The 25,161-nt window shown below is 53.6% G+C and carries 20 protein-coding genes; 7 read left to right on the top strand and 13 right to left on the bottom strand.

The window, feature by feature from the left end:
* Positions 1–313: 313 nt before the first annotated feature.
* Positions 314–865 carry a D-glycero-beta-D-manno-heptose 1,7-bisphosphate 7-phosphatase gene (gmhB, locus tag ACRRUX_RS13765; RefSeq protein ID WP_432531264.1) on the bottom strand — a complete coding sequence of 184 codons (552 nt, stop codon included), beginning with the start codon at positions 863–865 and terminating at the stop codon, positions 314–316.
* A gap of 200 nt (positions 866–1,065) precedes the next feature.
* Here gmhB and ACRRUX_RS13760 point away from each other — a divergent pair, with 200 nt between their 5' ends.
* Positions 1,066–1,740 carry a GntR family transcriptional regulator gene (locus ACRRUX_RS13760; protein WP_432531262.1) on the top strand — a complete coding sequence of 225 codons (675 nt, stop codon included), beginning with the start codon at positions 1,066–1,068 and terminating at the stop codon, positions 1,738–1,740.
* 70 nt (positions 1,741–1,810) lie between these two features.
* Entirely contained in the window at positions 1,811–2,893 is a 1,083-nt protein-coding gene (locus tag ACRRUX_RS13755; protein ID WP_432531260.1) for a ketoacyl-ACP synthase III, read from the top strand.
* A 129-nt stretch (positions 2,894–3,022) separates the two neighbouring features.
* On the opposite strand, the gene ACRRUX_RS13750 is transcribed toward ACRRUX_RS13755, so the two are convergent.
* The 9 genes from ACRRUX_RS13750 to ACRRUX_RS13710 form a co-directional block, all read right to left on the bottom strand.
* The gene (locus ACRRUX_RS13750; RefSeq protein ID WP_432531259.1) at positions 3,023–3,610 is read right to left on the bottom strand and encodes a hypothetical protein; all 588 of its coding nucleotides are present in this window, start codon (positions 3,608–3,610) and stop codon (positions 3,023–3,025) included.
* 164 nt (positions 3,611–3,774) lie between these two features.
* Positions 3,775–4,470 (bottom strand): exonuclease domain-containing protein, encoded by a 696-nt coding sequence (locus ACRRUX_RS13745; RefSeq protein ID WP_432531258.1) that lies wholly within the window; start codon positions 4,468–4,470, stop codon positions 3,775–3,777.
* Entirely contained in the window at positions 4,470–6,317 is a 1,848-nt protein-coding gene (locus ACRRUX_RS13740) for a DUF294 nucleotidyltransferase-like domain-containing protein (protein ID WP_432531257.1), read from the bottom strand. The genes ACRRUX_RS13745 and ACRRUX_RS13740 overlap by 1 nt, the downstream gene beginning before the upstream one ends.
* A 180-nt stretch (positions 6,318–6,497) precedes the next feature.
* Positions 6,498–8,216 (bottom strand): sodium:solute symporter family protein, encoded by a 1,719-nt coding sequence (locus ACRRUX_RS13735; RefSeq protein ID WP_432531255.1) that lies wholly within the window; start codon positions 8,214–8,216, stop codon positions 6,498–6,500.
* Between the two features lie 11 nt (positions 8,217–8,227).
* Positions 8,228–8,494 carry a DUF4212 domain-containing protein gene (locus ACRRUX_RS13730; RefSeq protein ID WP_432531253.1) on the bottom strand — a complete coding sequence of 89 codons (267 nt, stop codon included), beginning with the start codon at positions 8,492–8,494 and terminating at the stop codon, positions 8,228–8,230.
* Positions 8,495–8,791: 297 nt separating this feature from the next.
* A complete protein-coding gene (locus ACRRUX_RS13725) occupies positions 8,792–9,610 on the bottom strand; it encodes an SDR family NAD(P)-dependent oxidoreductase (RefSeq protein WP_432531251.1) in 819 nt (272 codons plus the stop codon).
* Positions 9,611–9,897: 287 nt separating this feature from the next.
* Positions 9,898–11,106: an HD-GYP domain-containing protein gene (locus ACRRUX_RS13720; protein WP_432531249.1), complete on the bottom strand. Its 1,209-nt coding sequence runs from the start codon at positions 11,104–11,106 to the stop codon at positions 9,898–9,900.
* Positions 11,107–11,322: 216 nt separating this feature from the next.
* A complete protein-coding gene (locus ACRRUX_RS13715; protein ID WP_432531279.1) occupies positions 11,323–11,796 on the bottom strand; it encodes a DUF2919 domain-containing protein in 474 nt (157 codons plus the stop codon).
* A 186-nt stretch (positions 11,797–11,982) separates the two neighbouring features.
* The gene (locus ACRRUX_RS13710; RefSeq protein WP_432531247.1) at positions 11,983–12,843 is read right to left on the bottom strand and encodes a LysR family transcriptional regulator; all 861 of its coding nucleotides are present in this window, start codon (positions 12,841–12,843) and stop codon (positions 11,983–11,985) included.
* A 99-nt stretch (positions 12,844–12,942) separates the two neighbouring features.
* Between ACRRUX_RS13710 and ACRRUX_RS13705 the strand changes: the two genes are divergently transcribed.
* Together ACRRUX_RS13705 and ACRRUX_RS13700 are read left to right on the top strand one after the other, a co-directional pair.
* The gene (locus ACRRUX_RS13705) at positions 12,943–14,007 is read left to right on the top strand and encodes an HlyD family secretion protein (RefSeq protein ID WP_432531245.1); all 1,065 of its coding nucleotides are present in this window, start codon (positions 12,943–12,945) and stop codon (positions 14,005–14,007) included.
* Positions 13,953–15,023, top strand: a complete 1,071-nt coding sequence (locus ACRRUX_RS13700) for a DUF2955 domain-containing protein (protein ID WP_432531243.1) — start codon at positions 13,953–13,955, stop codon at positions 15,021–15,023. Before ACRRUX_RS13705 ends, ACRRUX_RS13700 begins: the two co-directional genes overlap by 55 nt.
* 460 nt (positions 15,024–15,483) lie before the next feature.
* Here the strand turns inward: ACRRUX_RS13700 and ligA are convergent, their stop codons facing one another.
* The 3 genes from ligA to ACRRUX_RS13685 form a co-directional block, all read right to left on the bottom strand.
* Positions 15,484–17,490, bottom strand: a complete 2,007-nt coding sequence (gene ligA / locus ACRRUX_RS13695; protein ID WP_432531241.1) for an NAD-dependent DNA ligase LigA — start codon at positions 17,488–17,490, stop codon at positions 15,484–15,486.
* A 61-nt stretch (positions 17,491–17,551) separates the two neighbouring features.
* A complete protein-coding gene (zipA, locus tag ACRRUX_RS13690) occupies positions 17,552–18,454 on the bottom strand; it encodes a cell division protein ZipA (protein WP_432531239.1) in 903 nt (300 codons plus the stop codon).
* Between the two features lie 24 nt (positions 18,455–18,478).
* Complete coding sequence (locus tag ACRRUX_RS13685) at positions 18,479–21,880, bottom strand: chromosome segregation protein SMC (protein WP_432531237.1); 3,402 nt, start codon at positions 21,878–21,880, stop codon at positions 18,479–18,481.
* A gap of 193 nt (positions 21,881–22,073) precedes the next feature.
* Here ACRRUX_RS13685 and cysZ point away from each other — a divergent pair, with 193 nt between their 5' ends.
* The 3 genes from cysZ (at position 22,074) to ACRRUX_RS13670 (ending at position 24,836) form a co-directional block, all read left to right on the top strand.
* On the top strand, positions 22,074–22,844 hold the full coding sequence (cysZ, locus tag ACRRUX_RS13680; protein WP_432531235.1) for a sulfate transporter CysZ: 771 nt from the start codon (positions 22,074–22,076) through the stop codon (positions 22,842–22,844).
* 223 nt (positions 22,845–23,067) lie between these two features.
* A complete protein-coding gene (gene cysK, locus ACRRUX_RS13675) occupies positions 23,068–24,036 on the top strand; it encodes a cysteine synthase A (protein WP_432531233.1) in 969 nt (322 codons plus the stop codon).
* 413 nt (positions 24,037–24,449) lie between these two features.
* The gene (locus ACRRUX_RS13670) at positions 24,450–24,836 is read left to right on the top strand and encodes a VOC family protein (protein WP_432531231.1); all 387 of its coding nucleotides are present in this window, start codon (positions 24,450–24,452) and stop codon (positions 24,834–24,836) included.
* Positions 24,837–25,161: the final 325 nt, after the last annotated feature.

Below are 25,161 nucleotides of genomic sequence, written 5' to 3'. Positions count from 1 at the left end.
CACTGAAGGAGAGGATAAGTCTTTGTCGACCTCATCAACTACTGTGAATGTCCACACAGATTGTCTAGTAATAAATTGTTAAAGAACAACGCCTTTAAAAGGCAACCCGTTCGTTTTACCGAACCGGCTACGCGGTCATTTCAGCGTCTCAACGGAAGCGAATTATAGGCAAGCGAGATTTTCCTGCAAGTCCTTTTTGTGAAAAAAACCGTAAAACACCACCGATTGACGACTTTTCAAACAAACCAAAAGAGAATCGCCCATTTAGCAGACAATTCCATTAAAAAAACCACCTGCCGGTGGTTTTCATCTATTAAATGCTGCGTAGGTAAGCTGGCACATCGGCAATACTGTTAAGTACCACGTTTGCCTCAGCCTGCGCCTCTTCGGTCAAGGCCTTACCTGTTCTAACCAGAATATTCAGGCTGACACCAGCGGCCTTACCTGCCAGCATATCATCCCGCTTATCACCGACCATCACTGACTGTGCCAAATCGATTTTCAAAAACCGCGCCGCAGATTCAAGCATTCCAGGCTTGGGTTTGCGACAATCACAATCAACTTTGTAATCCCCAACCCCTTGCTCATTGTGATGAGGACAGTAGTAGATGCCATCCAGCTCTACGCCCTTATCGGCAAAGTTCCAATCCATCCACTCTGTCAGCGAGTGAAATTGCTCTTCACTGTACATGCCCCGGGCAATACCTGACTGATTGGTCACAACCACCAGTTTATATCCCATCTGCTTCAGCTCACGGCAGGCATCGAACACACCTTCGATATACTCAAAGTCATCTACCTGATGCACATAACCGTGATCGACATTAATCACCCCATCACGATCCAGAAATACCGCTTTTTTCACCGAAGTCTCCAACCTGTTTAAATCCGTCGTATTATTTCACCTAAGACCTATTGGCGACAATCAGCAATTCCACCAATAGCCGAGAATTTAAGTTATGCCGCAATCCAGCCTTTTGTGTCTCACCAACCTGCTTTATTTATATGCGCTGAGACGTTAACCTAACAGGATAAATATGATTCTTAATATAAAATAAGGCGTTTATGAGCCGGTCGATGCCCATCATTCATAAAACCAGAACCCAGGTCGTTGTCGAGGTGCTTCGGGAAAAAATCCTGTCCGGTGAAATTGCCGCCGGAGAGCCAATGCGTCAAAGCGCATTGGCTGAAGCCTTGAATGTCAGCAGAATTCCGGTGCGAGAAGCCTTACTGCAACTCGAAGCTGAAGGGCTGGTGAAGTTTGAAGCCCACAAAGGCGCTACTGCGACTGAACTGTCTATCGCTCAGGTCACCGAACTGTTTGAGCTCAGAGCAATGATAGAGTGCGAACTGCTTGCCAAAGCGATCCCCAATATGCAAGATGAGGACTTCGCCCGGGCAAAGCAGACGCTGTCCAGCCTGGAGCAGGCCTTTCGCAGGGAAGATGCCATCGCCAGCTGGGCATTGCTCAACACCGAATTTCACACCAGCTTGTATTTGGCAGCCAGACGCCCCCATACACTTGAAGTCGTCCAGGGACTGAATACCAACTGCGATCGCTATATTCGAATGCAATTACTGTTAACCGGCGGCGTTCCCAAGGCAGAACAAGATCACAAGGAACTGCTGAAGCTGTGTCAGGACCGAAATATCGAAGGCGCAGTCGCCTTCCTCAGACAACATATATTGAGCGCCGCTGACGATATCAAAGCATTGGTTGCCGACCAGCTCAATGGGTGACACTTAAGCTGGTAACTTTTTAAGCAGCCTGTATTTGCGGCTTTGCCGCGACAAAAAACGAGAGAAATCCATGCCGTATGCCACTATAACCGGATGGGGAAAATGTGTTCCCCCCGCTGTTTTGACCAATGATGATCTATCTACCTTTATTGAAACGTCAGATGAGTGGATCCGTCCGCGCACCGGGATCAAGCAGCGCCACATCAGCCACGTAGGCACTTCCGAACTGGCTTCTGTTGCCGCCAAGCGTGCGTTGGCTGCAGCCGGTCTGGAAGGTAAAGATATCGATATGATCATTCTGGCGACTGCCAGCCCGGATACCCTGATCCCGAATATCGCCTCCACAGTTCAGGCCAATATCGGCGCACACTGCGCTGCGTTTGACATCAATGCTGCCTGCAGTGGCTTTCTCTACGGCCTTGGCCTTGCCAGTGCCCAGATCCGCAGTGGTCAATGTCAGCGCGTATTGGTGATAGGTGCCGAACGCCTGACCTTCTATCTGGACTGGTCCCGCCGCGAAACTGCTGTGCTGTTTGGTGATGGCGCGGGCGCCGCCATTCTGGAAGCAACAGATAAAGAAGAAGGGGTATTGGCCTATGAGCTGAATAACGACCCTGCCGGGCGCGATATTCTGAAAACCAGTTTTGGTACCAGCATGGACAGATTCAGCGCGGATTCGCTGGACTTCTTCATCCAGTTCGATGGTCAGGAGATCTTCAAGCGTGCCATTGCCGGCATGGGTAAGCTCAGCAAGAAGGTGCTGGAGAAATGCAATCTGGATAAAGATGAAGTGGATCTGGTTATCCCCCACCAGGCGAACGAGCGAATTATCGTTACGCTGGTCAGTCGTATGAAGATCGATAAGGAAAAGGCCTTCGTCAATATTGCCAATTATGGCAACACCAGCGCAGCCACGATTCCGATTGCCATTTGTGATGCCATTGAGCAAGGCCGCATTCAACCCGGTCAAACAATTTTGTCCTGCGCATTTGGTGCTGGATTGACCTCTGCAGCAACTGTGATCAAGTGGGGTGAACGCGTCACACCGCTGGAGACCACAGATGCCGACCTGCCACCATGTGATCAGACCGGCCTGGAGTTGGTGAAGCGGGCCGCAGCTTACTTCTGTGAGCGTGCAGAGCACAGAGAATAACCGCGTCACAGCCTCAATAAAAAGGCCACCTTTCGGTGGCCTTTTTCAATCTTGCAGGTTAACTGCTGCAGACTTTTAGTCATCATTTGTGCCACAGCCAATAGCGTTACAAGTCCCGGCATTGGTCATTCATTCAGACGACTTCATCAGGTCCCAGTAGATCGCCTGACTGAACAGTGCAGCCAGTTTGATACTAAGCCCATCGAAGCTGCTGATCCTCGACTCATCACCGGTCAGACAATACCAGACAAACCTGTGGCAGTTGTTATCCAATAATTGATAGTCACGATAGGTAAACATACTCTCGCTGGCGCGCACAGCAGCCTGCTGACAGGCAAGTGCCCGATGATCATGACTGCAGGCCAGATAAATACAATCACCGCTTCGTCCTGCCAAAAAACGTTTGGCAGACACCGCCCTCACCAGTCCTGAACCATGCAGCTCAGCAATGCTGTTGTCACCCAGCCAGATACCGGTATGCTCAATCACGCCATAGACATGGCAGCATACTATACTGCCCACTTCCGGCGTTACCCGGGTGTTGCTGTTGAACAATATGCTGGGGGTCAACGCCGCGCCTTCTGCTGCTGTGGCGGCCTGCGGCTCTACCCGCCCCAGCCGTCTGTCGAGCGCCAATCTGTCCCTGCGAGCTTTTTCATCTGCCAATGCCAGCACACCGATGGCCGCGCCACCAAGCCAAATCAAGGGCCACACCATAGCTACTCCCGATAATATTGCCTGCCTTCACTCAAACAACTAAAGCACAATCGGGCAGAATGTCAGGAGCAAATTTGTAATAAGCTGTTGCCCGTCAAATCCGGTGGGGGGCGCAACAGTGTTAACAGCAGCGATTTTTAACAACGGCTGCCTTGTACGGACAATCAGCGCAGTAATTCAAGCACATTCGCAGGTTTCATCGCCGCACGCTGGGCCAGCAATAATTCGCCGCAACCGATGGCATCAATCAAGGCATTGTGGGCCGGATAGTTTGGCAGTCCATAACGTTCCCGGCACGCTCCCAGCCTCAGGACGCCATCACTCAGGGGGCGATTGGCCAGCTTCAGTCTGCGGTGTTCCAGCTGCATAGTGTCGATACCCGGTAACCATACCGGATCGCCAAACAGGCATTTGAGGTGATAACACAGAAAACTCAGATCCAAAGGTGCATGATGGGCCACCAGAAACCGACCACAGGCCAGAGTGAAAAATTGCTCCAGAGCGCTGGCCAGCGGCACGCCGGCTTTCAGGTCCCGATCGACAATACCGTGAATACAGGCGCTTTGCCCGACCCCGGTATTATTGGCCAGCAGACAATGCCACGCGCCGCTCAGCCGCAACGTCCGGCCATCAACTGGCACAGCACCAATACTGAGGATCTCGTCAATATGGGGCTGCAACCCGGTCATCTCCAAATCGAAAGCCAGCGCAGGCAGATGCTCTACATCCCCATCCAGCAACGGCAGCAGACTGCGCAGATACCCGGACAACCAGGGCTGACGACACTGCGCCGCCGCTTTATTGATCCTGCGGGTCAGCTGCCAGCGCGCCAGTGGATTCAGACCAAGACTCAGTAGCATCAGAATGCCCGCATAAAGCGCAGCCGCAGACCGGACTGGGCATCGTCCACCACCTTGAACGCTTCCTTGAGCTGGTATCGAACCAGTGATGAGACTTCACCGGGCTTGAGATAGTTGTTGGGTTTCAATCCCTGCTCTACCTGCCGGCCCTGATTGGCAAGTCGCATATGGGCAATAAACTCCTGAGCATCGGCCAGATTCAAGGCATCCTTACGGTTGATCACGCCCATTTCCACCAGCTGGCGAATACGTTTTGGCGTATTGATTTCCCGCACGCCCGCACTCAGGGCATACACCCGGGCAATATCATTGATGATGGCACTGCCTTTGTGTTTGAGATCTATGCCCTTCACCTCGGTGCCATCGCGCTCAAGCACAAATTGCCGGAAAAAGCCCAGCGGCGGACGGGTATCCAGCGCATTTCCGGTCAGCAGCGCCAGAAAGATATCTTTGTTATGACACAGGTTAAGCACACTGGTCTGCAGCTGATCAAACAATGGCTCATCGCCATAAACCGATCGCATATCGAAGAAAATACTGGCGTGCATCAATGCCTTGGGTTCAGGGCTGTCGATCCAGCCGGCAAAGCAGCGCTGCCAGCCTTTGAGGGATTTGCGCCATACCGGATTCATCGCCATGATCCCTCCCGGGCAATAAATATAGCCACAGGCATTGAGGCCATCACACACCAGGGTCGTGAGGGCTTCAAAATATGCAGCTTCCCCGGCGGAGGGTTCACGCGCCAGCAGTAAGCCATTATCCTGATCCGAACAGGCGACCTGATCCTGACGTCCCTGAGAGCCAAACGCCAGCCAGCAAAACGCCATGGGAGCATCTCCCAGCTGTGACTGGGCCAACACGATTAATCGCCGGGTCAGGGTGTCTGTGACCGATGTCAGAATGCGCCCGATCTCCTCGGCTCTGGCATCTGCGCTGATCAGATTCTGCAACAATAAAGGAATCCGTTTGCTGAGGTTGACCAGCCCTTCCACATCCTGCTGCCGGTCTATTTCCCCCATCATCAGCAGCGGCTGGGAGCTTTGACTGCGCAGCAAATCAGTACTGGTCACCATGCCTACCGGACGGCCATCTCTGGTCACCGGCAGATGATGTACATTGTGCTCGCCCATTAATACCATGGCTTCGAACACCAGGGTTTCCGGCTCGACGGTAAGGGGAGAAGCCGTCATCACATCGGCAATAGCCGTAAACGCATCCCGGTCCTTTGCCAGCACCCGGTTACGCAGATCCCTGTCGGTCAGAATGCCCGCCAGTTGTCCCTGATCCAGCACCAATACCGAGGACACCCGATGATGCGACATCAGGCGGGCCGCCGAGCCGACCGTGTCCCCCATATCCACGCAGACCGGATCGCCGGACATCAGGCTGTTTAGGCGACTGGTCGTCAGCATGTTCCGCGCTTTGAATCTGGCCTCATTACGCATGCGACGGGCATAAGCCCGGTTGAAAAAACGGCTGAATTCACGGTTGTGGCTGCAAAACTCGTTAAAGCAGCCTTCAGGCAACTGGTAAACCAGACCATCCTCCAATACCCGCACACTGTTGCTTATCTGTTCACCGGACAGCAGTGAGGGATAGCCGAAGAAGTCGCCGGCTCCCAGGCGGTCAACCAGCTCCCCGTCGGCATCTCGGATTTCAAATGCACCGCTGCGCACGATATACAGTCGCCGATCATCATCGCTCATGGGAACAATCCGCGATACGGCAGGGAAATATACTATCTCCAGCTGACGGGCAGCATAGGCCAGTTGCTCCGGCGACAATTGATTGAAGGGCACCAGAGTGACCAGAAAGTCGGTAATAGGTTGTAATTCGCTGGCATCCATAACGGGGTATCCAATTGAATATGCCCCCCAAAAGTAACCTGCCCTGCAACCGGCATACTATTCGACCAAAGGCTGACGCTGTCCTGAAGCCTTATCCCGCTTGGCAGATGAAATTAAGCTGACAGACTTTGCACAAACAAAAAGAGCGCCGAAGCGCTCTTTGTCAATCAAGGGAGACGATTAGTGGTCCTGGGCTTCACCGGCACCTTTGGGGAAGCGGATACCTTCCACCATAGCAACCACATCATCAGGTACCTTGGAGGTCATCTTGCTGATAATGATGGCCACCGCGAAGTTGATGATCATCCCTACCATCCCGATACCTTCCGGCGAGATGCCGAACAACCAGTTGTCCGGTACGTTAGCCGCAGGATTGATGAACTTGAAGTACACAATGTAGCCAGCAGTAAAGGTGATACCTGTCACCATACCGGCAATGGCACCTTCCTTGTTCATTGAGCGGGAGAAAATCCCCATCACAATGGCCGGGAACAGACTGGAAGCCGCCAGACCGAAGGCGAAGGCCACCACCGCTGCCACAAATCCAGGTGGATGAATACCGAAGTAACCGGCAATCACAATCCCCACACCGGCAGCCAGACGGGCGTAGAACAGTTCCTGTTTATCGGTAATATCCGGTCTTAAGGTTTTCTTCATCAAATCATGCGATACCGAGGTGGAGATCACCAGCAACAAACCGGCTGAGGTCGACAATGCCGCGGCCAGACCGCCCGCTGCCACCAGCGCAATCACCCACGCAGGCAGATTGGCGATTTCAGGGGTAGCCAGTACCATGATGTCACGGTCGATCTTCATTTCATTTTCAGCACCCTTGGCATAGTACATCTTGCCATCGCCGTTCTTGTCATCCCAGGCAATAAGACCGGTCTTTTCCCAGTTCTTAATCCAGCCAGGCGCCGCCTCATAGGCAACCCCCTGAGAATCAGGACCGTTAATGGTCTCAATCATATTCACGCGGGAGAATGCCGCCAGCGCTGGGATAGTGGTGTACATGATCGCGATGAACACCAGGGCCCAACCGGCACTGGAGCGGGCATCTTTTACCTTGGGCACAGTGAAGAAGCGCACGATAACGTGTGGCAGACCGGCCGTACCCACCATCAGGGCAGCGGTAATGGCAAACACGTCAATCATGGATTTCGAGCCTTCAGTGTACTGGGCGAAACCCAGCTCAGTAGACAGGCCATCGAGCTTATCCAGCAGATAGGTGCCAGTAGGATTACCCGCCGCATCCACCAGCTCAGAGCCGAAACCCACCTGTGGCAGGATGTGGCCGGTCATCATCACAGAGATAAAGATGGCCGGCACCATGAAGGCGAAGATCAGCACGCAGTACTGAGCAACCTGAGTGTAGGTAATCCCCTTCATGCCACCGAGCACAGCGTAGAAGAACACCACCGCCATACCGATATAAACGCCGGTATCCACGTCCACCTCCAGGAAGCGGGAGAACACCACGCCCACGCCGCGCATCTGACCGGCGATATAGGTAAAGCAGATGAAGATGGCACACACTACTGCCACGGTACGGGCCGCCTGAGAGTAATAACGGTCGCCGATAAAATCCGGCACAGTAAATTTACCGAACTTACGCAGGTACGGCGCCATACACAGGGCCAGCAATACGTAACCACCGGTCCAGCCCATCAGGTAGACGCTGCCGTCATAACCGACGAAGGAAACAATACCGGCCAGAGAGATAAATGAAGCTGCCGACATCCAGTCCGCTGCGGTTGCCATCCCGTTCATTACCGGGTGAACCCCACCACCGGCAACATAGAACTCTTTGGTTGAACCGGCCTTGGACCAGATGGCGATGCCGATATACAGGGCAAAGGTCAGCCCCACGATTAAATATGTCAGAGTTTGTACATCCATGACGCCGCTCCTCAGTCTTCGTGCACGTTATACTTTTTGTCCAGCGCATTGGCTTTTGCCGCGTAGACAAAAATCAGTGCAACGAACACGTACATGGCGCCCTGTTGTGCAAACCAGAACCCGAGTTTAAATCCGCCGAATTCAACCTGATTCAACACATCCACCAGTACGATGCCGCACATGTAGGACACGAAAAACCAGATTGCCAGCAACCCCAGCACCAAGCGGAGGTTTTCACGCCAATATCCCTTGGCCTTGTCTTCGTTTTCAAAAGCCATAGTCTGACTCCCCTGTATTTTTGTAGTAGTTCAGTCACAGTTCAATCTAACAAGGGGGGATACCCGGACAATCGCGACTTTGGTCTAAGCGCAGGTTGCAGCGCGCAACAAAATCAAAACAAAGCGATAACCAACAATAGGTTAACAACATGAGACAGCAAAAACATGAAACCAGTGCGCGGGGATGCATTAGACCAATGTCGAAACCCGCACAAAAACGGAAGGCGAAAAATCGGGGGAAATTAACCGGCCAGGCACAGATAGGTGCCTGACCTTACAGGAATAAGGGAGAAAGGCTCAGCAATCAGCCAGGGCAGACGCAAGCGTGGGGTAACGATATACGTAACCAAGCTGCCGGCAAATCCGCTGTGCCTGAATTTGCTTGTCAGCCATCTCAACATCATTAAATTGCGGCGCAGTTAATCCCAGTGCGCTGGCAGCCTCAGCGTAAAATGCCTGTTTACTGCGATGCTCCGGGATACACAGATTGTAAATGCCAGCAGCATCGGCGGCGGTCAGTAAACATCTTGTCGCCGCGATGCAGTCGACAAGATGCACCAGATTCACCGACTGCGCAGCACCGGGCACATCCTGTCGCCCAGCCAGAAATCGCCCGGGATGCCTGCCCGGACCAATCAGACCGGCAAATCTCAGCACACAAACCTGCCCCCCCGGCGCCAGCAGCTCAGGCGCTTCGGTAAACAGTGCCTCGGCCTTAAGTAATGTCGCAGCACTGTCGTTATCCGCGCGTGCATCTTCCTCACTCACCAGGCCCATATTGGGATACACGCCGGTAGTGGATATAAAGATAAGCCGGGCTAATCTGTTGGGCAGTAACAGGGATTTAAGCCGCGCCAGACGCTTGAGATAATCATTCTCTGCGCGCCTTAACCCGGGAGGAATGTTGATAATGAGCGCATCCACATCCACCAAAGGCAAACTCGGTGCAAGCAAAGCATCATCCAAATCCAGTTGCACGGCTTCAATACCGGCGTCGTTCAGCGCCCGGCACCCCGCCCCATCACGTTTGGAACCCACTACCTGATAGCCGCAAGCGGCCAATTCGCGGGCCAAAGGCATTCCGTACCAGCCACACCCCGTAATGCCTACCTTCATTCACTGACTCCTGCTGTTCAAAGTCTGCAAGCTCTCTGCAAAGAGCCTGCGCGGTTTGCCTGTATTGGTTGGTCCTGCGCAGTCACGCTGTTGCGCTCAACACCATATGCCGCAACAGGCTTGGCGGCAATAGCATCGACGACAATCCCCCTGTGCATCAGAGCGGACATGTGACGGCTGCGCTCATTGACCATCAGGCGCAGCTTCATCACACCTGTGTCTGAGTCAATGGCCGATTAGTCATATCGATCATGCTGTCCCACGCAAACAGATGCGTCACATGCTGCTCAGGGCGAGACAAAATAAAAGCTGATATTGGCTGAGGCCTGCAGCACGTTGGCTGCCTCGGGGGATAGCTCGTCGGTACCGGCGACATCAGTGACCCGCACCCGTTCCTGTTTCAGAAACCTCAGGCAGGGATTTTCCCCTTCAAGGGTGCAGGACCACACCTGCGGCTGGCGAACCTTGTCCGATGTGAGCATCACTTTACCGACGCAACCATCGGACAGATGTACCAGAGTGCCGGGTGGATAGATCCCCAGCACCCGCACCAACAGCTTAATCAACTCAGGATTATGCTTGCCTGCCCGCTTCTTGAAAATAAACCCCAGTGCCACCTGCGGAGAACGAACATCATCTCTGAGCAGCAGATGATCAAAGTCATTCACCAGCGACACTATCTGGGTAAGCAAAGGCAATTGGGTACCGGGCAACGCGTCCGGATAACCAGTGCCATCAATATACTCATGGTGATGACGCACAATATGCAGCACGGCTTCAGGAAACATACCACTGCGGCTCAACATCTCATGGCCGAAATTGGGGTGTGCTTTGAGGAAATTTCGCTCCGGTGGCGTCATCTCACCATTGATATTGTTGCGGATAGACTCTGGCACTTTGAGCTTGCCGATATCATGAAACAGCGCCCCCAGGCCTATGGTTCGCATCTCATCATCACTGAGCTTAAGCTCCTGCGCCACCATCATCGCCAAGACCATGACGGAGATGGAATGCTGAGTCACTCCCACCATAGACTCCCCACTGCTGACCAGCGCCAGATACACCCGTCTGCTCTCGCTCAAATGGCAGGCTAGTTCGTCCACCAGCTCTGTGGCCGCCTGCAGCGCTCCTTGTGGATCACTGAGCAATTTACCAAACACGGTGCGGCTGGCGTTGACTGAATTGAGAAATCGTTGCTGGCTGAGACGGATCGCGCGGCGGGTTTGCAGCTGCTGATCAACACTGGCAGGAGCGGCATCGGGCGTAATATTATCCTGACTGAGTGGCTGATCATCCACAGACTCGGGCGGCAACTCCCCATCCAGCAGATAGACGAACTCCACCCCCAGCTCTCTAATCATCTCGATTTGAGCAGGCTCTTCAATTTTGATGCGATTAATCCAGAATGGATGATCTTTCCAGGCCAGCGGCAACTTGACTGTATGCCCTACCCTGACACGATAAAGGGGTAACTGTACCTGCTCGGTCTTTGCCAACCGCGTTCCCTATCAGTCGAATATCGTTAACTAATAGCTTGAAATATAGAACATCTTTTTCGCTCTGAGAATCAGCTTTACCAGTCAATTCCGATATTTCAGCAAATTAGTGCCGAATTAATCACTTTGCACTCAGACGCTTTATCGGCAAAGTCCGCAAACAAACAGCGGCCGGTTAACCGGCCGCTGCGCTTGATGTTTTAACCTGTGCAGACGCTAGGCAGAAGGATCTGCCCGCCAGTCCTTGAAATACACCTGCAAATGACGGGACTTCACCAGATAGATTGCGCTCCAGAACAGCGCCAGCGCATCCAGTGCAACACCCCAGTGAAACAGGCCATCAGAATGCATAAAGCGCTGGCCCCAGACGACGGCTTCCGCCAGCAGCACCGCCATCAAAATCAGCCGCCCCTGATTAAACAGCGGCCTCGCCCACTGAGGGCTGCGGCGCCGCTCAGCCAGCACCAGCAAAAACATCAGCACAGCACCGGCGCCCACCAGCAACGCCTGCACAAAATCGGCCTGCATGGGATACAGGGTGCGCACCAGAGCCGCACGATCACTCGCCTGCGTCAGTGACATCACCCACACCACCCAGGCTTTGGCAAGAAACGCCAACAACAGATAAAGATAAGCCGGTGGCTTGATGTGCCCTTTGTCATCCAGCCAGTAAACATGCTCCAACTTCAAGGTATGCATCCAAATTCCAATTGAGTTCATTGAGATATGGCGATGTTATCGGGGAATTCAACCCTTGGGGGAAAGATGGCAATGCTTTAATGAGGATTTCATCATGCCCCGCCGCTTGGCCTTCGATTTTGTTTTTGGGATCACCACCTTTTCGCTCACCTTGAGTGATGTGGTTATCCACCCGGCTCACTGAAATTTTTCACGAAACAGCTCAATCAGCACTTTCACTTTCTCAGGAAGATAAAGTGCTGACGGGTAAATTAAGGTCAGGTGTTGTTTCGCGTGGATAAGGTGGGGCAACACTGCCACTAAGTTGCCCTCTTCCAGGGCGGGTTTGGAATGCACTTGCGGAATAAACGCAATCCCTTGCCCTGCTATCGCCATAGCGCGCAGCAAATGCAGATCGTCCGATTTCAGTGCCAGCGGCAAACTGGGATCCAGCAAGTCAGCATTGTAGCGGTTGGTCAGCAAGCGATGCTGGCGCAAATCTTCCAGACAATGAATCGCCGGATGCTTGGCCAAGTAAGCTTTCGAGGCCACCAAATGCGAGCGATAGGGCAGCAAACTAAACTGCACATAGCTGTCGTCACTGACCTTCGCCCCATCGGGCAAAAGCTGAAGATCGAACGCCTGACGTCGTAGATCAACACTTTGCTGATGATTTTCAATCTCCAGAGAGACCGAAGGAAAACGCTGGCTAAATTGACTGATGATGGCGTTAAACGCCGCCGAGGTCATCAAAGCCGAAGGGATCGCCAAGCGCACTTTACCGCCCGAAGGCTGATTGTACTCAGACATCACAGCCAACCCTTGTTGCAAATGCGTCATCGGCTGCCCCACCAGTTCAAGCAAGCGTTGGCCTTGTTCGGTCAATTCAATTGAGCGCGTGGTGCGGATCAACAACTGGCACCCCAGCGCCTTTTCCAGCTCCTGCAAACGGCGGCTGACTTTAGAGCGCTGCATTTTCTGCACGTTGGCCGCGGCACTGATGCCGCCATGCATCACTGTTTGGGTAAACAGGTAGAGATCATCGAGACTGATGTTCATTGTCCTATTTTTAGCTCATTAATGTCTTTTTTCTCATTCTACTGTACAACCTCACCCTTCTCTATAATCGCACCCTTTCTTTTTAAACTGATAGATTCTATGTCTGCAGAACATAAATTCCGCGTTTGGATGAGAAGCCTGATTGTCCTATTTATCGCTCTATTTTTCTACATCATCTTGGCTGACCAACACGCTCCAATCACCACCGAAGGGCGTGTTCAAGGTTATGTTGTGCAGGTCGCCCCTGAAGTTTCCGGCAAAGTAACCCAAGTGCAGATCCACAATAACCAGCACGTGCAACAGGGGGATGTGCTGTTTAGCATTGATGCGCGTAAATACCGCATTGCCTTGGAGCAGGCTAAGCTCTCGCTGCAATCTGCCCTGGAAAAAGAAGCGACGCTCTATTCTCAACGCGAAGCGGCGTTGGCGAATATTGCGCGAGCACAAGCGACTTATGACAACGCCCATCACGAGTATCTGCGCCTGCAAAAGCTCTCCACCCAACAAGTGATTTCCCGCTCAAGCCTCGATAACGCTTTTGCGCAAAACCAAGTGGCCAACGCCAACTTAAAAGCCGAGCAGCAAAGCCTCAAGGTGATTGAAGCGCAACTGGGCCAGGGAGAAGGACAAAGCACCGCAGTGCGCGTGGCGCAAAATGACATTGAAAAAGCTCAGTTGGATTTGACCAATACTCAGGTGCTCGCCCCCGGCGATGGGGTGGTGACCAACCTGCAACTGGAAGTGGGCAGCATGGCCAACGCCAACCAGCCCCTGCTGACTTTCATTCCAACCGGTTCACTGTGGGTGACGGGGGATTTTCGCGAAAAATCCGTCGCCAACGTGGATGACCACTATCATGCCATGGTGGCGTTTGATGCCTATCCGGGCCAGGTATTTGATTTCTCACTCTCCAGCCGAGATTACGGCGTTGCTGCCGCGCAGCAAAAGCCTAACGGCTCATTAACCAGCGTGGAAATCAACAACCGCTGGGTACGCGATGCGCAGAGAACACGCGTGAATCTCGCCACTGACGATGCCATGCCTGCGGCATTGTTTGTTGGCTCCCGCGCCACCATAGTGCTCTACCCTCCAAAGGAGACCTTCTGGCGTTGGATGGCCATCTGGCAAATCAAGCTCGCCAGCCTGTTCCACTACCTGTACTAGAGGGCGCGATGAAAACTCAGCGAATTTGGTTTGGCTGCGCCAGCGGCCTTGCCCTGAGCATGCTCTTTGGCTGGTCTTACGGTTTTTTCGCCATCATGCTGCCACTGTTTATTCTCAGCAGAACCGATAGCTTTGAGCTCTCACGGCTACTGATGGTGGTGTTTTCCGCCGTCTGGACCACAATACAAGCGACCTTGTTGTTGGAATATCTGCAGTTCCACCCCGTGCTCATGACGGTGGCAGTGGGGCTGTTTTTTCTAATCAAGTGCATTGCGATGATGAACCCCAGCACCTATCTGTTTGGCTATATGGGGCTGTTGGTTGGGTCGATCATACTGAACTTTGCCAGCTATGATTTCATCGATATTGAAGATTTTAACCTCAACTTGTGGGTCATCTCCCTCGCGAACATTGCCATCTGTGCGCTGGCATTTTGGCTCTTTCCCGAGCCCAAACGCGATGAGATTCAGGATGCCATGACGACGCCCGTCAAAAGCGATATGGACTACATCAGCCAAGTGGCGATGGGTTGGCTGGTCGCCATGGCCGCTTTTCTGCTGTTTCAATTTGCGGATCTTTACGACTCGCTCTCGGCGCAAGCGTCAATCATCATCATTCTGACGCCTATGACCTTGGCTGGCTCCATGGCGATGGCAAAAATCCGCGTCATTGGCACCGCGCTGGGTTGCCTGGCCGGCTTGGCGATTCAACTGGTGTTGGGCGGTTGGTATAGCAATGGCTTGCTGTTTTGGCTCGCGCTGACCATCGCCATGGGGCCATTTTGCTATTTATTCACCAAGGGGCCAGTCAAAGGTGCGATCGCATTTTCGGCGATGTCGGCACTGGCCGTGCCGCTGACGGCGATTGTCCCCGAAGGCAAAGACGCATTCTTCTCGATTTTGTACCGCTTTAGCTCAATCTTTGTGACCGTGGCCGCCACCGCCATGTTGATCTGGGTGGTGCACCATGGCATTCGCGCCTTATTATTGAAGCATCCCGAGTTTGTGAATGTATGAGGAAGAGAAAAAGCGGCTGGCAGGGTGCTCAAAAAGCTGCGCTGACAGTTAAGCAAAATAAGAACAACGAGCGGGCCGATTATCAGGGCGTTATCCGCAGTAACTCCCGTCCCCAAACGCAGTACTTATACCAACTTTATTAATAGTCTGATCAATTCAGAGCGTGTCAGGGATTCTGATTCAAGGCGCATTGATTGACTAGGGGTGGTGCCCTTTAAGAGCAATGCAACACAGGAGCAGGATGCCTGACACGCTCACGCAGTGCGGGTTTCAATGCACTTGATACTGTGTTGAGTCGCCTTGACATAGACCACTATGACTTCGCCGATTCGCCTTGTCTCAAGCGCATTGAACTCCCGCTGAAACAGATCAACTATTAAATGAAATTGGTATTATGATAAAAAGAACCCGGCATTGGCCGGGTTCTTGATTTCTGTCAGTCTCACCTCAGAGTCGGCTGCTATTGATTCAGCAGCGCCAGCAATTGATCTTCATCCCAGACTTCAACACCGAGTTCCTGGGCTTTAGCCAGTTTGGAGCCAGCAGCTTCACCGGCGACTACGCAGGTAGTGTTTTTGGAGACACTGCCAGCCACCTTGGCACCCAGTGCCTGCAATTGAGCCTTGGCATCGTTGCGATTCAGTTGGGTCAGAGTGCCGGTCAGTACCCAGGTCTGGCCCTTGAGCGGCTGTTCATCCTCTGCCACAGCCTCAATCGCAGGCCAGTTGATACCTGCGTCCAGCAGTTTATCTATGACCTCATTGTTGTGGGGCTGCTCGAAGAAGGACTTCACATGCTGCGCCACCACAGCGCCGACATCTTCCACTTCAACCAATTGCTCCACAGTCGCCTCACGCAGCGCGTCCAAAGTCTTGAAGTGATTGGCCAGGTTGGCGGCGGTCGCCTCACCCACTTCGCGAATGCCCAGGGCATACAAAAAGCGTGGCAAGGTGGTGGTTTTACTTTCCGCCAGCGCGGCCACCAGATTAGTGGCCGACTTCATGCCCATGCGCTCGAGCATAGTCAGCATGGAGGCGGTGAGCTTGAACAGGTCTGCAGGGCTGGCCACCAACTCCTTGTCGATAAGCTGCTCAACGATTTTGTCGCCCATGCCATCGATGTCCAGCGCCTTGCGCGATGCAAAGTGCTTAATCGCCTCTTTGCGCTGAGCTTCACAGAACAAACCGCCTGAGCAGCGGGCCACCGCCTCGCCTTCCAGCCTCTCCACCAGAGAGCCGCACACAGGGCAATCGTGAGGGAACAGAATATCTTCGGCGTTATCAGGGCGTTTGTCCGCCACCACGGCCACAATTTGCGGGATCACATCACCGGCGCGGCGCACAATGACGGTGTCGCCGACTTTCACCTGCAAACGGGCAATCTCATCGGCGTTATGCAGTGTGGCGTTGGATACTGTCACGCCGCCCACAAACACAGGTTTTAACCGGGCCACCGGCGTCACAGCGCCGGTGCGGCCCACCTGAAAATCCACGCCTTCGAGCACAGTCATTTCTTCCTGTGCCGGGAATTTATAGGCAATGGCCCAGCGCGGTGCCTTGGCCACAAATCCCAGAGTTTGCTGCTGGGCGATGTCGTTGACTTTAATCACCACACCGTCAATTTCGTAGGCAAGCTGACTGCGGCGATTCAGAATATCGGCATAGTAAGCAAAGACGTCGGCTACATCATTGGCGATTTTCACCTCTTGGCTGACAGGGAATCCCCAGGCTTTAAGCTGCATAAGCTGATCATAGTGAGCACTGGCCATAGGCGTTTGCTCACCTTCCACTACGCCCAAGGCATAGGCATAGAAGGCCAACTGGCGGGCGGCGGTGATTTTACTGTCGAGCTGACGCAGACTGCCTGCAGCCGCGTTGCGGGGGTTGACGAAGGTCTTGTCACCGGTTTTGATAGCGCGCTCATTCAAGGCATCAAAGGCCGCCTTGGGCATAAACACTTCGCCGCGTACTTCCAGCAGCTCAGGATATCCTTCTCCGCGCAGACGCAGCGGCACAGAGCGGATGGTACGCACATTTTCAGTGATCTCTTCGCCTGTGCTGCCATCACCGCGGGTCGCAGCACGCTCCAGCACACCGTTACGGTACAGCAGGGATACCGCCAGACCATCCAGCTTGGGCTCACAGCAGAATGCCACTGTGCCGGCACGGTCGGTAATGCGCTTGTAAAAGCCGTTAAAGTCATCTTCGTTGAAGGCGTTATCCAGGCTCAGCATGGGCTTGAGATGAGCGACCTGATTGAACTTATCCAGCGCCATCCCACCTACCCGCTGGGTTGGCGAGTCAGCAAGCGCAAACTGAGGATGCTCAGCTTCCAGTTGCTTGAGCTGCTGCATCAGGCGGTCGTACTGCACATCCGGGATGCTGGGATTGTCATCCACATAGTAGCGGATATTGTGTTGGTTCAGCTCATCGGTCAGAGCCTGCATTTGTGCTTGAATGTCTTGCATATCTTTGTTCCGAAATAAACAAGGCCGCGCTGGCGGCCTTGAGACGGGGCGGATCTGATGATTAAAGTCCGGCTGCCCGGATGCGCTCCAGATAAGCCTGTTTGGTTTCGCTCTGCCAGGGCTGGCGTCTGTCATCCAGCACTTCGGCACCCAGATCGTCGGCCAACTGGCACGCTGAGTTAAGCATGATAGAGAAGTTACGCAGCGCATCACCATGGCAGGGCAAGGTCATAAACAGGGCGACCCCCTGAGTGGTAAACTGCTCCATGCTGTCGGGATCAAATACCCCGGGCTTAACCATATTTGCCAGAGAGAACAACACCTTGCCTGTACCAGCATTGTCTTCGTGACGATGGAAGATATTCATCTCTCCAAATTTGAAGTTCAGTGTCAGCAAACAGGGCAACAACTCGGCACCGGCCAGCTCACCGCCCTCTTTGGCACACACATGCAGCACCAGCACATCCGTTGGATCCCCCAGAGGTTGCTCCTGCGGCTGTGATTGTTGCTGTGCGGCAGGTTCAATAATGTCTGCCTGCGCCATTTGTGGCTCAACATCATCTTCATCTGCCACCAGGCCTTGGGGCTCAAGTTCCTCTTCAGCAAACAAGCTGGTTTGCTCGCCCAGCGGCGTTTTGGGTGGCGTATTGATGACCTGAGGCTCATCCGCCGCATCCAGAATCGGCTCCTGACGGGCACTCATGACGGGTTCACGCTTGTTCACCTGAGTCTCAGGCACGTCGATACGGGGTTCATCTTTTCTGACGACCCGTACCTGACCTATGCCATCGGCATCGAAACCTTCCTTGTCGCGCATACCGCCGGAATCCTTACTGACCCTTGGCATGGCACCATCACGCAGGGGCTTGGGTTGCTGCTTTCTGATAGACCACAAACCATGCACTGCGACCGCCACAATGGCCAGTCCCCCCAACACTGACAATACCAGTTGAAAATTTTCCATTGGTTACCCTGTCGTTAACTCTAATTATCCGGCATCGGCCATGGCCACTGCTTCTTCCAAATCCACGGCAACGATGCGGGACACCCCGGGTTCATGCATCGTTACCCCAATCAGCTGATCCGCCATCTCCATGGTGATCTTGTTATGGCTGATATAAATAAATTGCACGCTTTGAGACATTTCCCTCAGCAAGCGGCAAAAACGCTCAACGTTGGCATCGTCCAGCGGCGCATCCACTTCGTCCAGCATACAGAAAGGTGCCGGATTGAGGCGGAAAATCGCAAACACCAATGATAAAGCGGTCAGCGCTTTTTCACCACCGGAGAGCAGATGAATCGTGCTGTTTTTCTTTCCCGGGGGCCTCGCCATAATAGTGACCCCGGTTTCCAGCAAATCATCATCGGTCAATGCCAGATAGGCACTGCCACCGCCGAACACCTTGGGAAACAGACTGCCAAGGTCATTATTGATCTGCTCAAAGGTCGCCTTGAAGCGACTGCGGGTCTCCCGATCGATTTTACGGATCGCTTCTTCAAGGCTCTCCAGCGCCCGGCTCAAGTCATCATTCTGGTCATCCAGATACTGCTTGCGCTCGCTCTGCTGATCGTATTCCTCAATGGCCGCCAGGTTAATGGGGCCAAGACGGGAAATTTTTGCCCGTAAGCTATCAAGCGTTTCCTGCCAGCACTCGGCATTGGCCCCCTCAGGCAAACTGCCACCGACTTCATCAAGGCGAATTTCGGCCTCAATTAACAGGCGCATCTGGCTGTCGGCCTGACCTTTGATGCCCTCGCGTTTCAGTTTGAGTTCCGCTATCACCTGGCTGACAGCCTCTATCTTGCCAACTTCCTGTTTTTGCATCAATAGTGACGCATCCAGCAGTTCCTGCCAGTGGACCTGTTCGGCGCGTATTTGTTCAACCTGGGCCTGCAGTTCACTGTGTTTGGCCATTTGTGTTTGCAACTCACGGTTGACACCATCCAGCTGCCCGGCGCCCTGCGGATCATGCTGACGACGCTGACTGTGCAGCTCAGCCTCAGCCTGCTCAAGCTCACCAAGACGCATTTGCACCTGCTGAATTTGCAGCCTGGTCAACGCCAGTTGAGTCTGTGATTCATTGCTGCGCCGCTCAAGCTGCTGCAGCACCTGCTGTTTGGCACTTAGCTGCGCTCTGAAATCCCGCACCTGCAGACCGGCCTGCGTCTGACGCTCTGTCAGCGCCTCAATCTCCTCGCTGGCATTGGGCTGATCTTCATCCAGCTGCGCCAGTTGCAACTCCAGCTCTGCGCGCTGCCCGCTCAGCAGCTCAATCTCCTGGCGCAGCTTAAGCGTTTTTTGCTCTGCCGCTTTAGCCTGCTCCCGGGCGCGGATCATCCGTTCCTGTTCGTGTTGCAGTTGCTGGGATGCCCGCGCCTGCGCCACGGTGCAATCTTCCAGTTTCAGCCGCGCCTCATCCAGTCGCAGCGCGAGCAGCTCGGCCTGCTCGGTCAGTTGTCTGACCGACAGTGTCAGCTCGCCGGATGCCTTAAGCAGAGGCTCGATAGCCTGCTGCACACTCTGCAACTCATTTTGCAGGGCAATGGCCGAATCCGCCGATGACCCACCGGCAAGTAAAAAACCCTTACCGACCAGATAACCATCGGCGGTGACAATCCGCTCATGGGATTGCAGTGCAGCCTGCCGAGCTCTGGCCTCGTCCAGCGACGACAACCAGCTAACACCCTGCAGCCAGGGCGCCAGATTGACCGGTGCTGAAAATCCCTCACAGCTTGTCACCTCGCCCTGACGCTGCCAGCCATTTGCAGAAAACGCAGTGGTCACGGGTTGATCCAGCAGGCCCTGCAGCAACAATGACACCGCATCTTCCCAGCCGGGTTTGACTTCCAGCACTTGCCACAGTTGCTGTTCATTCTGACTACTTTTGGCCTTATCCAGCCACTGGGCGATAACATCCCGCCGGGATTCATAGCCGCTGAGACTCTGATGCATACCATGCAGCTCAGCTTCCTGATGCTGACGTTGCTGCTGCAGCTGTGACTGACGGACTTTCAACGCTTCCAGCTCATCAAATGCCTGCTGCCGATTGACTGTCAGTTGCTCAAGCTCAAGTGCGAGTGATGTCAGGTCGCCTTCTTCCCCGGCCGACAACTGACCGGCAGAAATCTCCGCCAGTTGCTCCATCTTCATGGTCAGCAATTGAGTGGTCTGATTACATTGTCCCTGCACGCCCGCCAGTTTAAGCTGCTGCTCGGATTGCTGCTGCCGCGCGGCCTGCAGCCGGATATCCAGCTGCTCTTTATCTTCATCCAGCACCATCAGACGCTCGCTGAGCTCCTCGATGGTTTCCTCCAGCAGCGTCTTTTCATCGCTTACCGGAGCCAGCTGCTCATCCAGCCCGGTCACCTGACCGGTCAGCGTGGCCAGCTGTTCATGCAACATCTGGCGCTGCTGGCGGATTTTTTCCAGCGACTGCTGAAATCCGGCGTCCTGCTGCTCTTCATGCGCCAGTTGTTGCTCCAGCCTCGCAACCTGAGTGCCCACCTGAAAGTAGCTTTGCACCAGCGCCTGCTCCTGCCGCTCCAGCGCTTCAACTTTGAGGCGTTGAGTGGTGGCCTCGGTTTCTACCGCGGCTTTGGCGGCAAGTAATTTTTCCTGCTCCAGCAGCTTGAGGTTAATGTCTGCCGACAGTGATTCGGCCTTGCCCATCAACTCCTGATAACGCATCACCAACAACTGCGCCTGGGTTTCCCGTTCCTGCTGCTTATATTCACGATAGCGCTGGGCAGCCCTGGACTGAGTCGCCAGTTTTTCCAGCTGTTTGCCCAGCTCCTGCCGGATATCCCCCAGACGCTCAAGGTTTTCCCGGGTGTGACGGATACGGTTTTCGGTATCGCGCCGACGCTCCTTGTAGCGTGAGATCCCTGCCGCCTCCTCAATAAATACCCGCAATTCCTGCGGCTTGGATTCGATCAGGCGGGAAATCGTACCCTGCTCAATAATGGCGTAGCTGCGCGGCCCAAGGCCGGTGCCCATAAACAGATCGGTAATGTCTTTACGACGGCATTTCTGGCCATTGAGAAAGTAGGCGGATTCGGCATCGCGGTTAACCTGACGCTTGACCGAAATTTCCTGATAGCTGGCATACTGGCCGCCGAGGCGACCATCGAGGTTTTCAAACACCAGCTCAACCGAAGCGACTGACACGGGTTTGCGGGCGCTGGAGCCGTTGAAAATCACATCTGTCATGGCGTCACCGCGCAGATGTTTGGCACTGCTTTCCCCCAATACCCAGCGCACCGCATCAATGGTGTTGGACTTGCCACAACCATTGGGGCCGATAATGCCGGTCAGGGGTTTGAGAAATGGGATCTTGGTGGGATCGACAAACGACTTGAATCCAGCCAGTTTTATCTGTTTCAGTCTCATGTTTTGCGACGAGTGTCCTGGATAAGCCGTTAAAAAATAATCACTAAAGTCTATGACTCGTTGGGGGCAACTTTATCAAAGGGGGCAGCATTTTGTAACGCTTTTTCTCGCCAGGAAGCGCACCATCGCTTGTATTCACCGCGATGCCCGCTCACAATCGGCGCTAACAACTTGATTTTTTGATTAAGAGATTATGATTACCCAAGTCAAAGCGGCCAAAAGTGGCGTGAATTATTTTATGGATGGCTTTGCACTGATCCGCCGTCCCGGATTGCGCACCTTTGTGATTATCCCCTTGCTTATCAACGTTCTGCTGTTTTCAGCTGGCTTTTATGTCGGTTACGGCAAACTGCAGGAGCTGCTGGTGTGGGTCGAAGGCCAATTGCCGGAATACCTGCAATGGCTGAACTTTGTGCTGTGGCCACTGGCAGTACTCTCCATGATAGTGGTGATGGCTTTCGTGTTTTCGTCTGTGATGAACTGGCTGGCGGCACCATTCAACGGTCTGCTGGCAGAAAAGGCAGAGCAGCTGCTGACCGGCAAACCGGTCAATACCGGCGGCGCAATGGATACCGTCAAAGATATTCCGCGGATGCTGGGACGGGAGTGGATGAAGCTTAAATACTACCTGCCCCGGGCCATTTTATTTCTGCTGCTGTTTTGGGTGCCCTTCGTTGGTCAGACCCTGGCGCCAGTGCTCTGGTTTCTGTTCAGCGCCTGGATGATGGCAGTGCAGTACTGTGATTATCCGTTCGATAATCACAGGGTCGCCTTTGATGACATGAAATTTGCCCTGAAGCAAACCCGTGGCAGTGCCTTCAGTTTCGGGGCAACAGTCACTCTGTTTTCCATGATCCCTATAGTCAACTTTATCGTGATGCCGGTGGCGATTTGTGGTGCCACCGCCATGTGGGTCGATAAATACCGCGAAGCCTATCGCAATCCGGCCATCGCCCCTCAATAGGCGTCATGACTCACAAACGCAGCTCAGGCTGCGTTTTTTATGTCTGGAAGTGCACTCTCTGGCAATCGCCGTCATCGTTCTACGCTGTGATAGCAAACGTCTGATGCATTGCTAATAACAGCAAATAATTTTATAACCAATTGGAATAACGCATAGCAAACAATCACTTCAAAAAAACCAGTGAAGGCTTATGCTCTAGTAACGCAATAACAGGAGTTATCCCATGAGCAAGATTTTTGAAGACAATTCATTGACCATAGGCCATACCCCGCTGGTGCGACTCAAGCGCGTCAGCAACGGCAATGTGCTGGCCAAAGTTGAAGCACGCAACCCAAGCTTCAGCGTGAAGTGTCGTATTGGCGCCAATATGATCTGGGATGCGGAAAACAAAGGCCTGCTGACCGAAGGCAAAGAGCTGATTGAACCGACTTCCGGTAATACCGGTATCGCGCTGGCTTATGTGGCGGCTGCCAGAGGTTACAAACTGACGCTGACCATGCCCAACACCATGAGTCTGGAGCGCCGCAAGTTGCTCAAGGCTCTGGGCGCCAATCTGGTCCTGACTGACGGTGCCAAAGGGATGAAGGGTGCCATCGAGAAGGCCGAGGAAATCCGCGCTTCCGATCCTGACAAGTACGTATTGCTGCAGCAATTCAGTAATCCGGCCAATCCGCAGATCCACGAACAGACCACAGGACCTGAAATCTGGAATGATACCGACGGTGAAGTAGATGTGGTGGTAGCAGGTGTCGGAACCGGTGGCACTATTACCGGGATCAGCCGCTACATCAAGAACACTCAGGGCAAGCCGATTTTGTCGGTTGCCGTGGAGCCAGCCGATTCTCCTGTGATCAGCCAGACTCTGGCAGGTCAGCCGGTGCAGCCTGGACCTCACAAAATTCAGGGGATTGGCGCGGGCTTTATTCCCGGCAACCTGGATCTGGAGTTGCTGGACAGAGTCGAAACCGTCACCAATGACGAAGCCATCGACATGGCCCATCGTCTGATGAAAGAAGAAGGGATTCTGGTCGGTATTTCTTCCGGCGCGGCCGTTGTTGCAGCCAACCGTATCGCCGCCCTGCCCGAATACGCAGACAAAAATATCGTGGTGATTCTGCCCTCGGCAGCAGAGCGTTATCTGTCAACCGCTTTGTTCCTGGGTCACTTCGGGGACGAGGAAAACATACAGTAAATCAGTAAACTGCAGGCATCAGTGCAAGGCAGTTGCACCGCTGAATACGCTGAAAACCCCGATAACCCACAGGTCATCGGGGTTTTGTTTTTGGACGCCCTGTTGCTTGGTAACATGAGTTGACTGAGCCCACCACCTCTTGTGGCAGCCGTGGTTTGCAGCCACTCCCTGCCGAGATGGTTTGCAGCGGCGAGCATTTGGAGTAGCTTAAGTTATACCAACTTCATTAATAGTTTGATCAATTCAGAGCGGGTTTCAATGCACTTGATACTGCGCCCCGCCGTCTTGACATAGCACCACAATGACTTCGTCAGCTCGCCTTGTCTCAAGTGCATTGAACTCCCGCTGAAACAGATCAACTATTAAATGAAATTGGTATTACAGTCATCCATCCTTGTTACGGGGGAGTCATCATGCACAAGAGCAGATTAGCCGCACTGGTTATCGACAGTCTGGTTGAAGACATAGAGCAGGCCAACCACTTCTGGTCCAGGGCGCTGGGGATGCCGGTTATCCCTACCGATGAGGCCTGGGCTGATCGCTATGCCTGCCTGACGACCCCGGATAATCAGCCCAATGTGCTTATCCAGCGGGTTGATCATCCCAGCAGAATCCATCTGGATATAGAAACCGACGATATTGATGCTGAAGTAGCAAGGCTGATCGCCCTTGGCGCAAAAAAGGTGCAGCGATTCGAACGCTGGGTGGTGATGCAGGCTCCCACCGGTCACAATTTCTGTGTTGTTACACCACAGCGTCCTGACTTCGACAGCTCGGATGACGTTAATCACTGGGATTAATCCGGGCAGGTCATCCGGTTTCAGTGGCATGATACTTAATAGCCTTAGAAAAACCGCTCAACATGCCACTGAGTTTTTCATCGTTTGCTGATTGGAAGCCCATGCAGCCACTGCGCAGCCTATTACCTGCCGAGTCATCAAAACACGATTGTTATCGCCGGGGTGGCAAGCCTTCAAAGTCCCCTCAAAGCGCACTCAAAAACCCTGCGCCCTTCCTTGCCTGAGTCGTCCGGGGGATTCGAATTGTCCTGACAGCCTGGGAGAACTGACTGATGCTGCCCGCCTTGCTTTTCCCCAAAGGGATCGGCACATTGTTCAAAAAATA

The organism is Shewanella sp. GXUN23E (assembly GCF_050865035.1).
Classification (GTDB): Bacteria; Pseudomonadota; Gammaproteobacteria; order Enterobacterales; family Shewanellaceae; genus Shewanella.
The sequence above is the reverse complement of the archived record's forward strand: the minus strand, read 5'-3'. Positions and strand labels throughout refer to the sequence as shown.

What these genes read in the sequence shown, in the direction of transcription:
- ACRRUX_RS13760 (WP_432531262.1), top strand. Translation starts at nt 1,066, where the DNA reads ATGAGCCGGTCGATGCCCATCATTCATAAAACCAGAACCCAGGTCGTT.
- ACRRUX_RS13755 (WP_432531260.1), top strand. Translation starts at nt 1,811, where the DNA reads ATGCCGTATGCCACTATAACCGGATGGGGAAAATGTGTTCCCCCCGCT.
- ACRRUX_RS13750 (WP_432531259.1), bottom strand. Translation starts at nt 3,610, where the DNA reads ATGGTGTGGCCCTTGATTTGGCTTGGTGGCGCGGCCATCGGTGTGCTG.
- ACRRUX_RS13745 (WP_432531258.1), bottom strand. Translation starts at nt 4,470, where the DNA reads ATGCTACTGAGTCTTGGTCTGAATCCACTGGCGCGCTGGCAGCTGACC.
- ACRRUX_RS13740 (WP_432531257.1), bottom strand. Translation starts at nt 6,317, where the DNA reads ATGGATGCCAGCGAATTACAACCTATTACCGACTTTCTGGTCACTCTG.
- ACRRUX_RS13735 (WP_432531255.1), bottom strand. Translation starts at nt 8,216, where the DNA reads ATGGATGTACAAACTCTGACATATTTAATCGTGGGGCTGACCTTTGCC.
- ACRRUX_RS13730 (WP_432531253.1), bottom strand. Translation starts at nt 8,494, where the DNA reads ATGGCTTTTGAAAACGAAGACAAGGCCAAGGGATATTGGCGTGAAAAC.
- ACRRUX_RS13725 (WP_432531251.1), bottom strand. Translation starts at nt 9,610, where the DNA reads ATGAAGGTAGGCATTACGGGGTGTGGCTGGTACGGAATGCCTTTGGCC.
- ACRRUX_RS13710 (WP_432531247.1), bottom strand. Translation starts at nt 12,843, where the DNA reads ATGAACATCAGTCTCGATGATCTCTACCTGTTTACCCAAACAGTGATG.
- ACRRUX_RS13705 (WP_432531245.1), top strand. Translation starts at nt 12,943, where the DNA reads ATGTCTGCAGAACATAAATTCCGCGTTTGGATGAGAAGCCTGATTGTC.
- ligA (WP_432531241.1), bottom strand. Translation starts at nt 17,490, where the DNA reads ATGCAAGACATTCAAGCACAAATGCAGGCTCTGACCGATGAGCTGAAC.
- zipA (WP_432531239.1), bottom strand. Translation starts at nt 18,454, where the DNA reads ATGGAAAATTTTCAACTGGTATTGTCAGTGTTGGGGGGACTGGCCATT.
- ACRRUX_RS13685 (WP_432531237.1), bottom strand. Translation starts at nt 21,880, where the DNA reads ATGAGACTGAAACAGATAAAACTGGCTGGATTCAAGTCGTTTGTCGAT.
- cysZ (WP_432531235.1), top strand. Translation starts at nt 22,074, where the DNA reads ATGATTACCCAAGTCAAAGCGGCCAAAAGTGGCGTGAATTATTTTATG.
- cysK (WP_432531233.1), top strand. Translation starts at nt 23,068, where the DNA reads ATGAGCAAGATTTTTGAAGACAATTCATTGACCATAGGCCATACCCCG.
- ACRRUX_RS13670 (WP_432531231.1), top strand. Translation starts at nt 24,450, where the DNA reads ATGCACAAGAGCAGATTAGCCGCACTGGTTATCGACAGTCTGGTTGAA.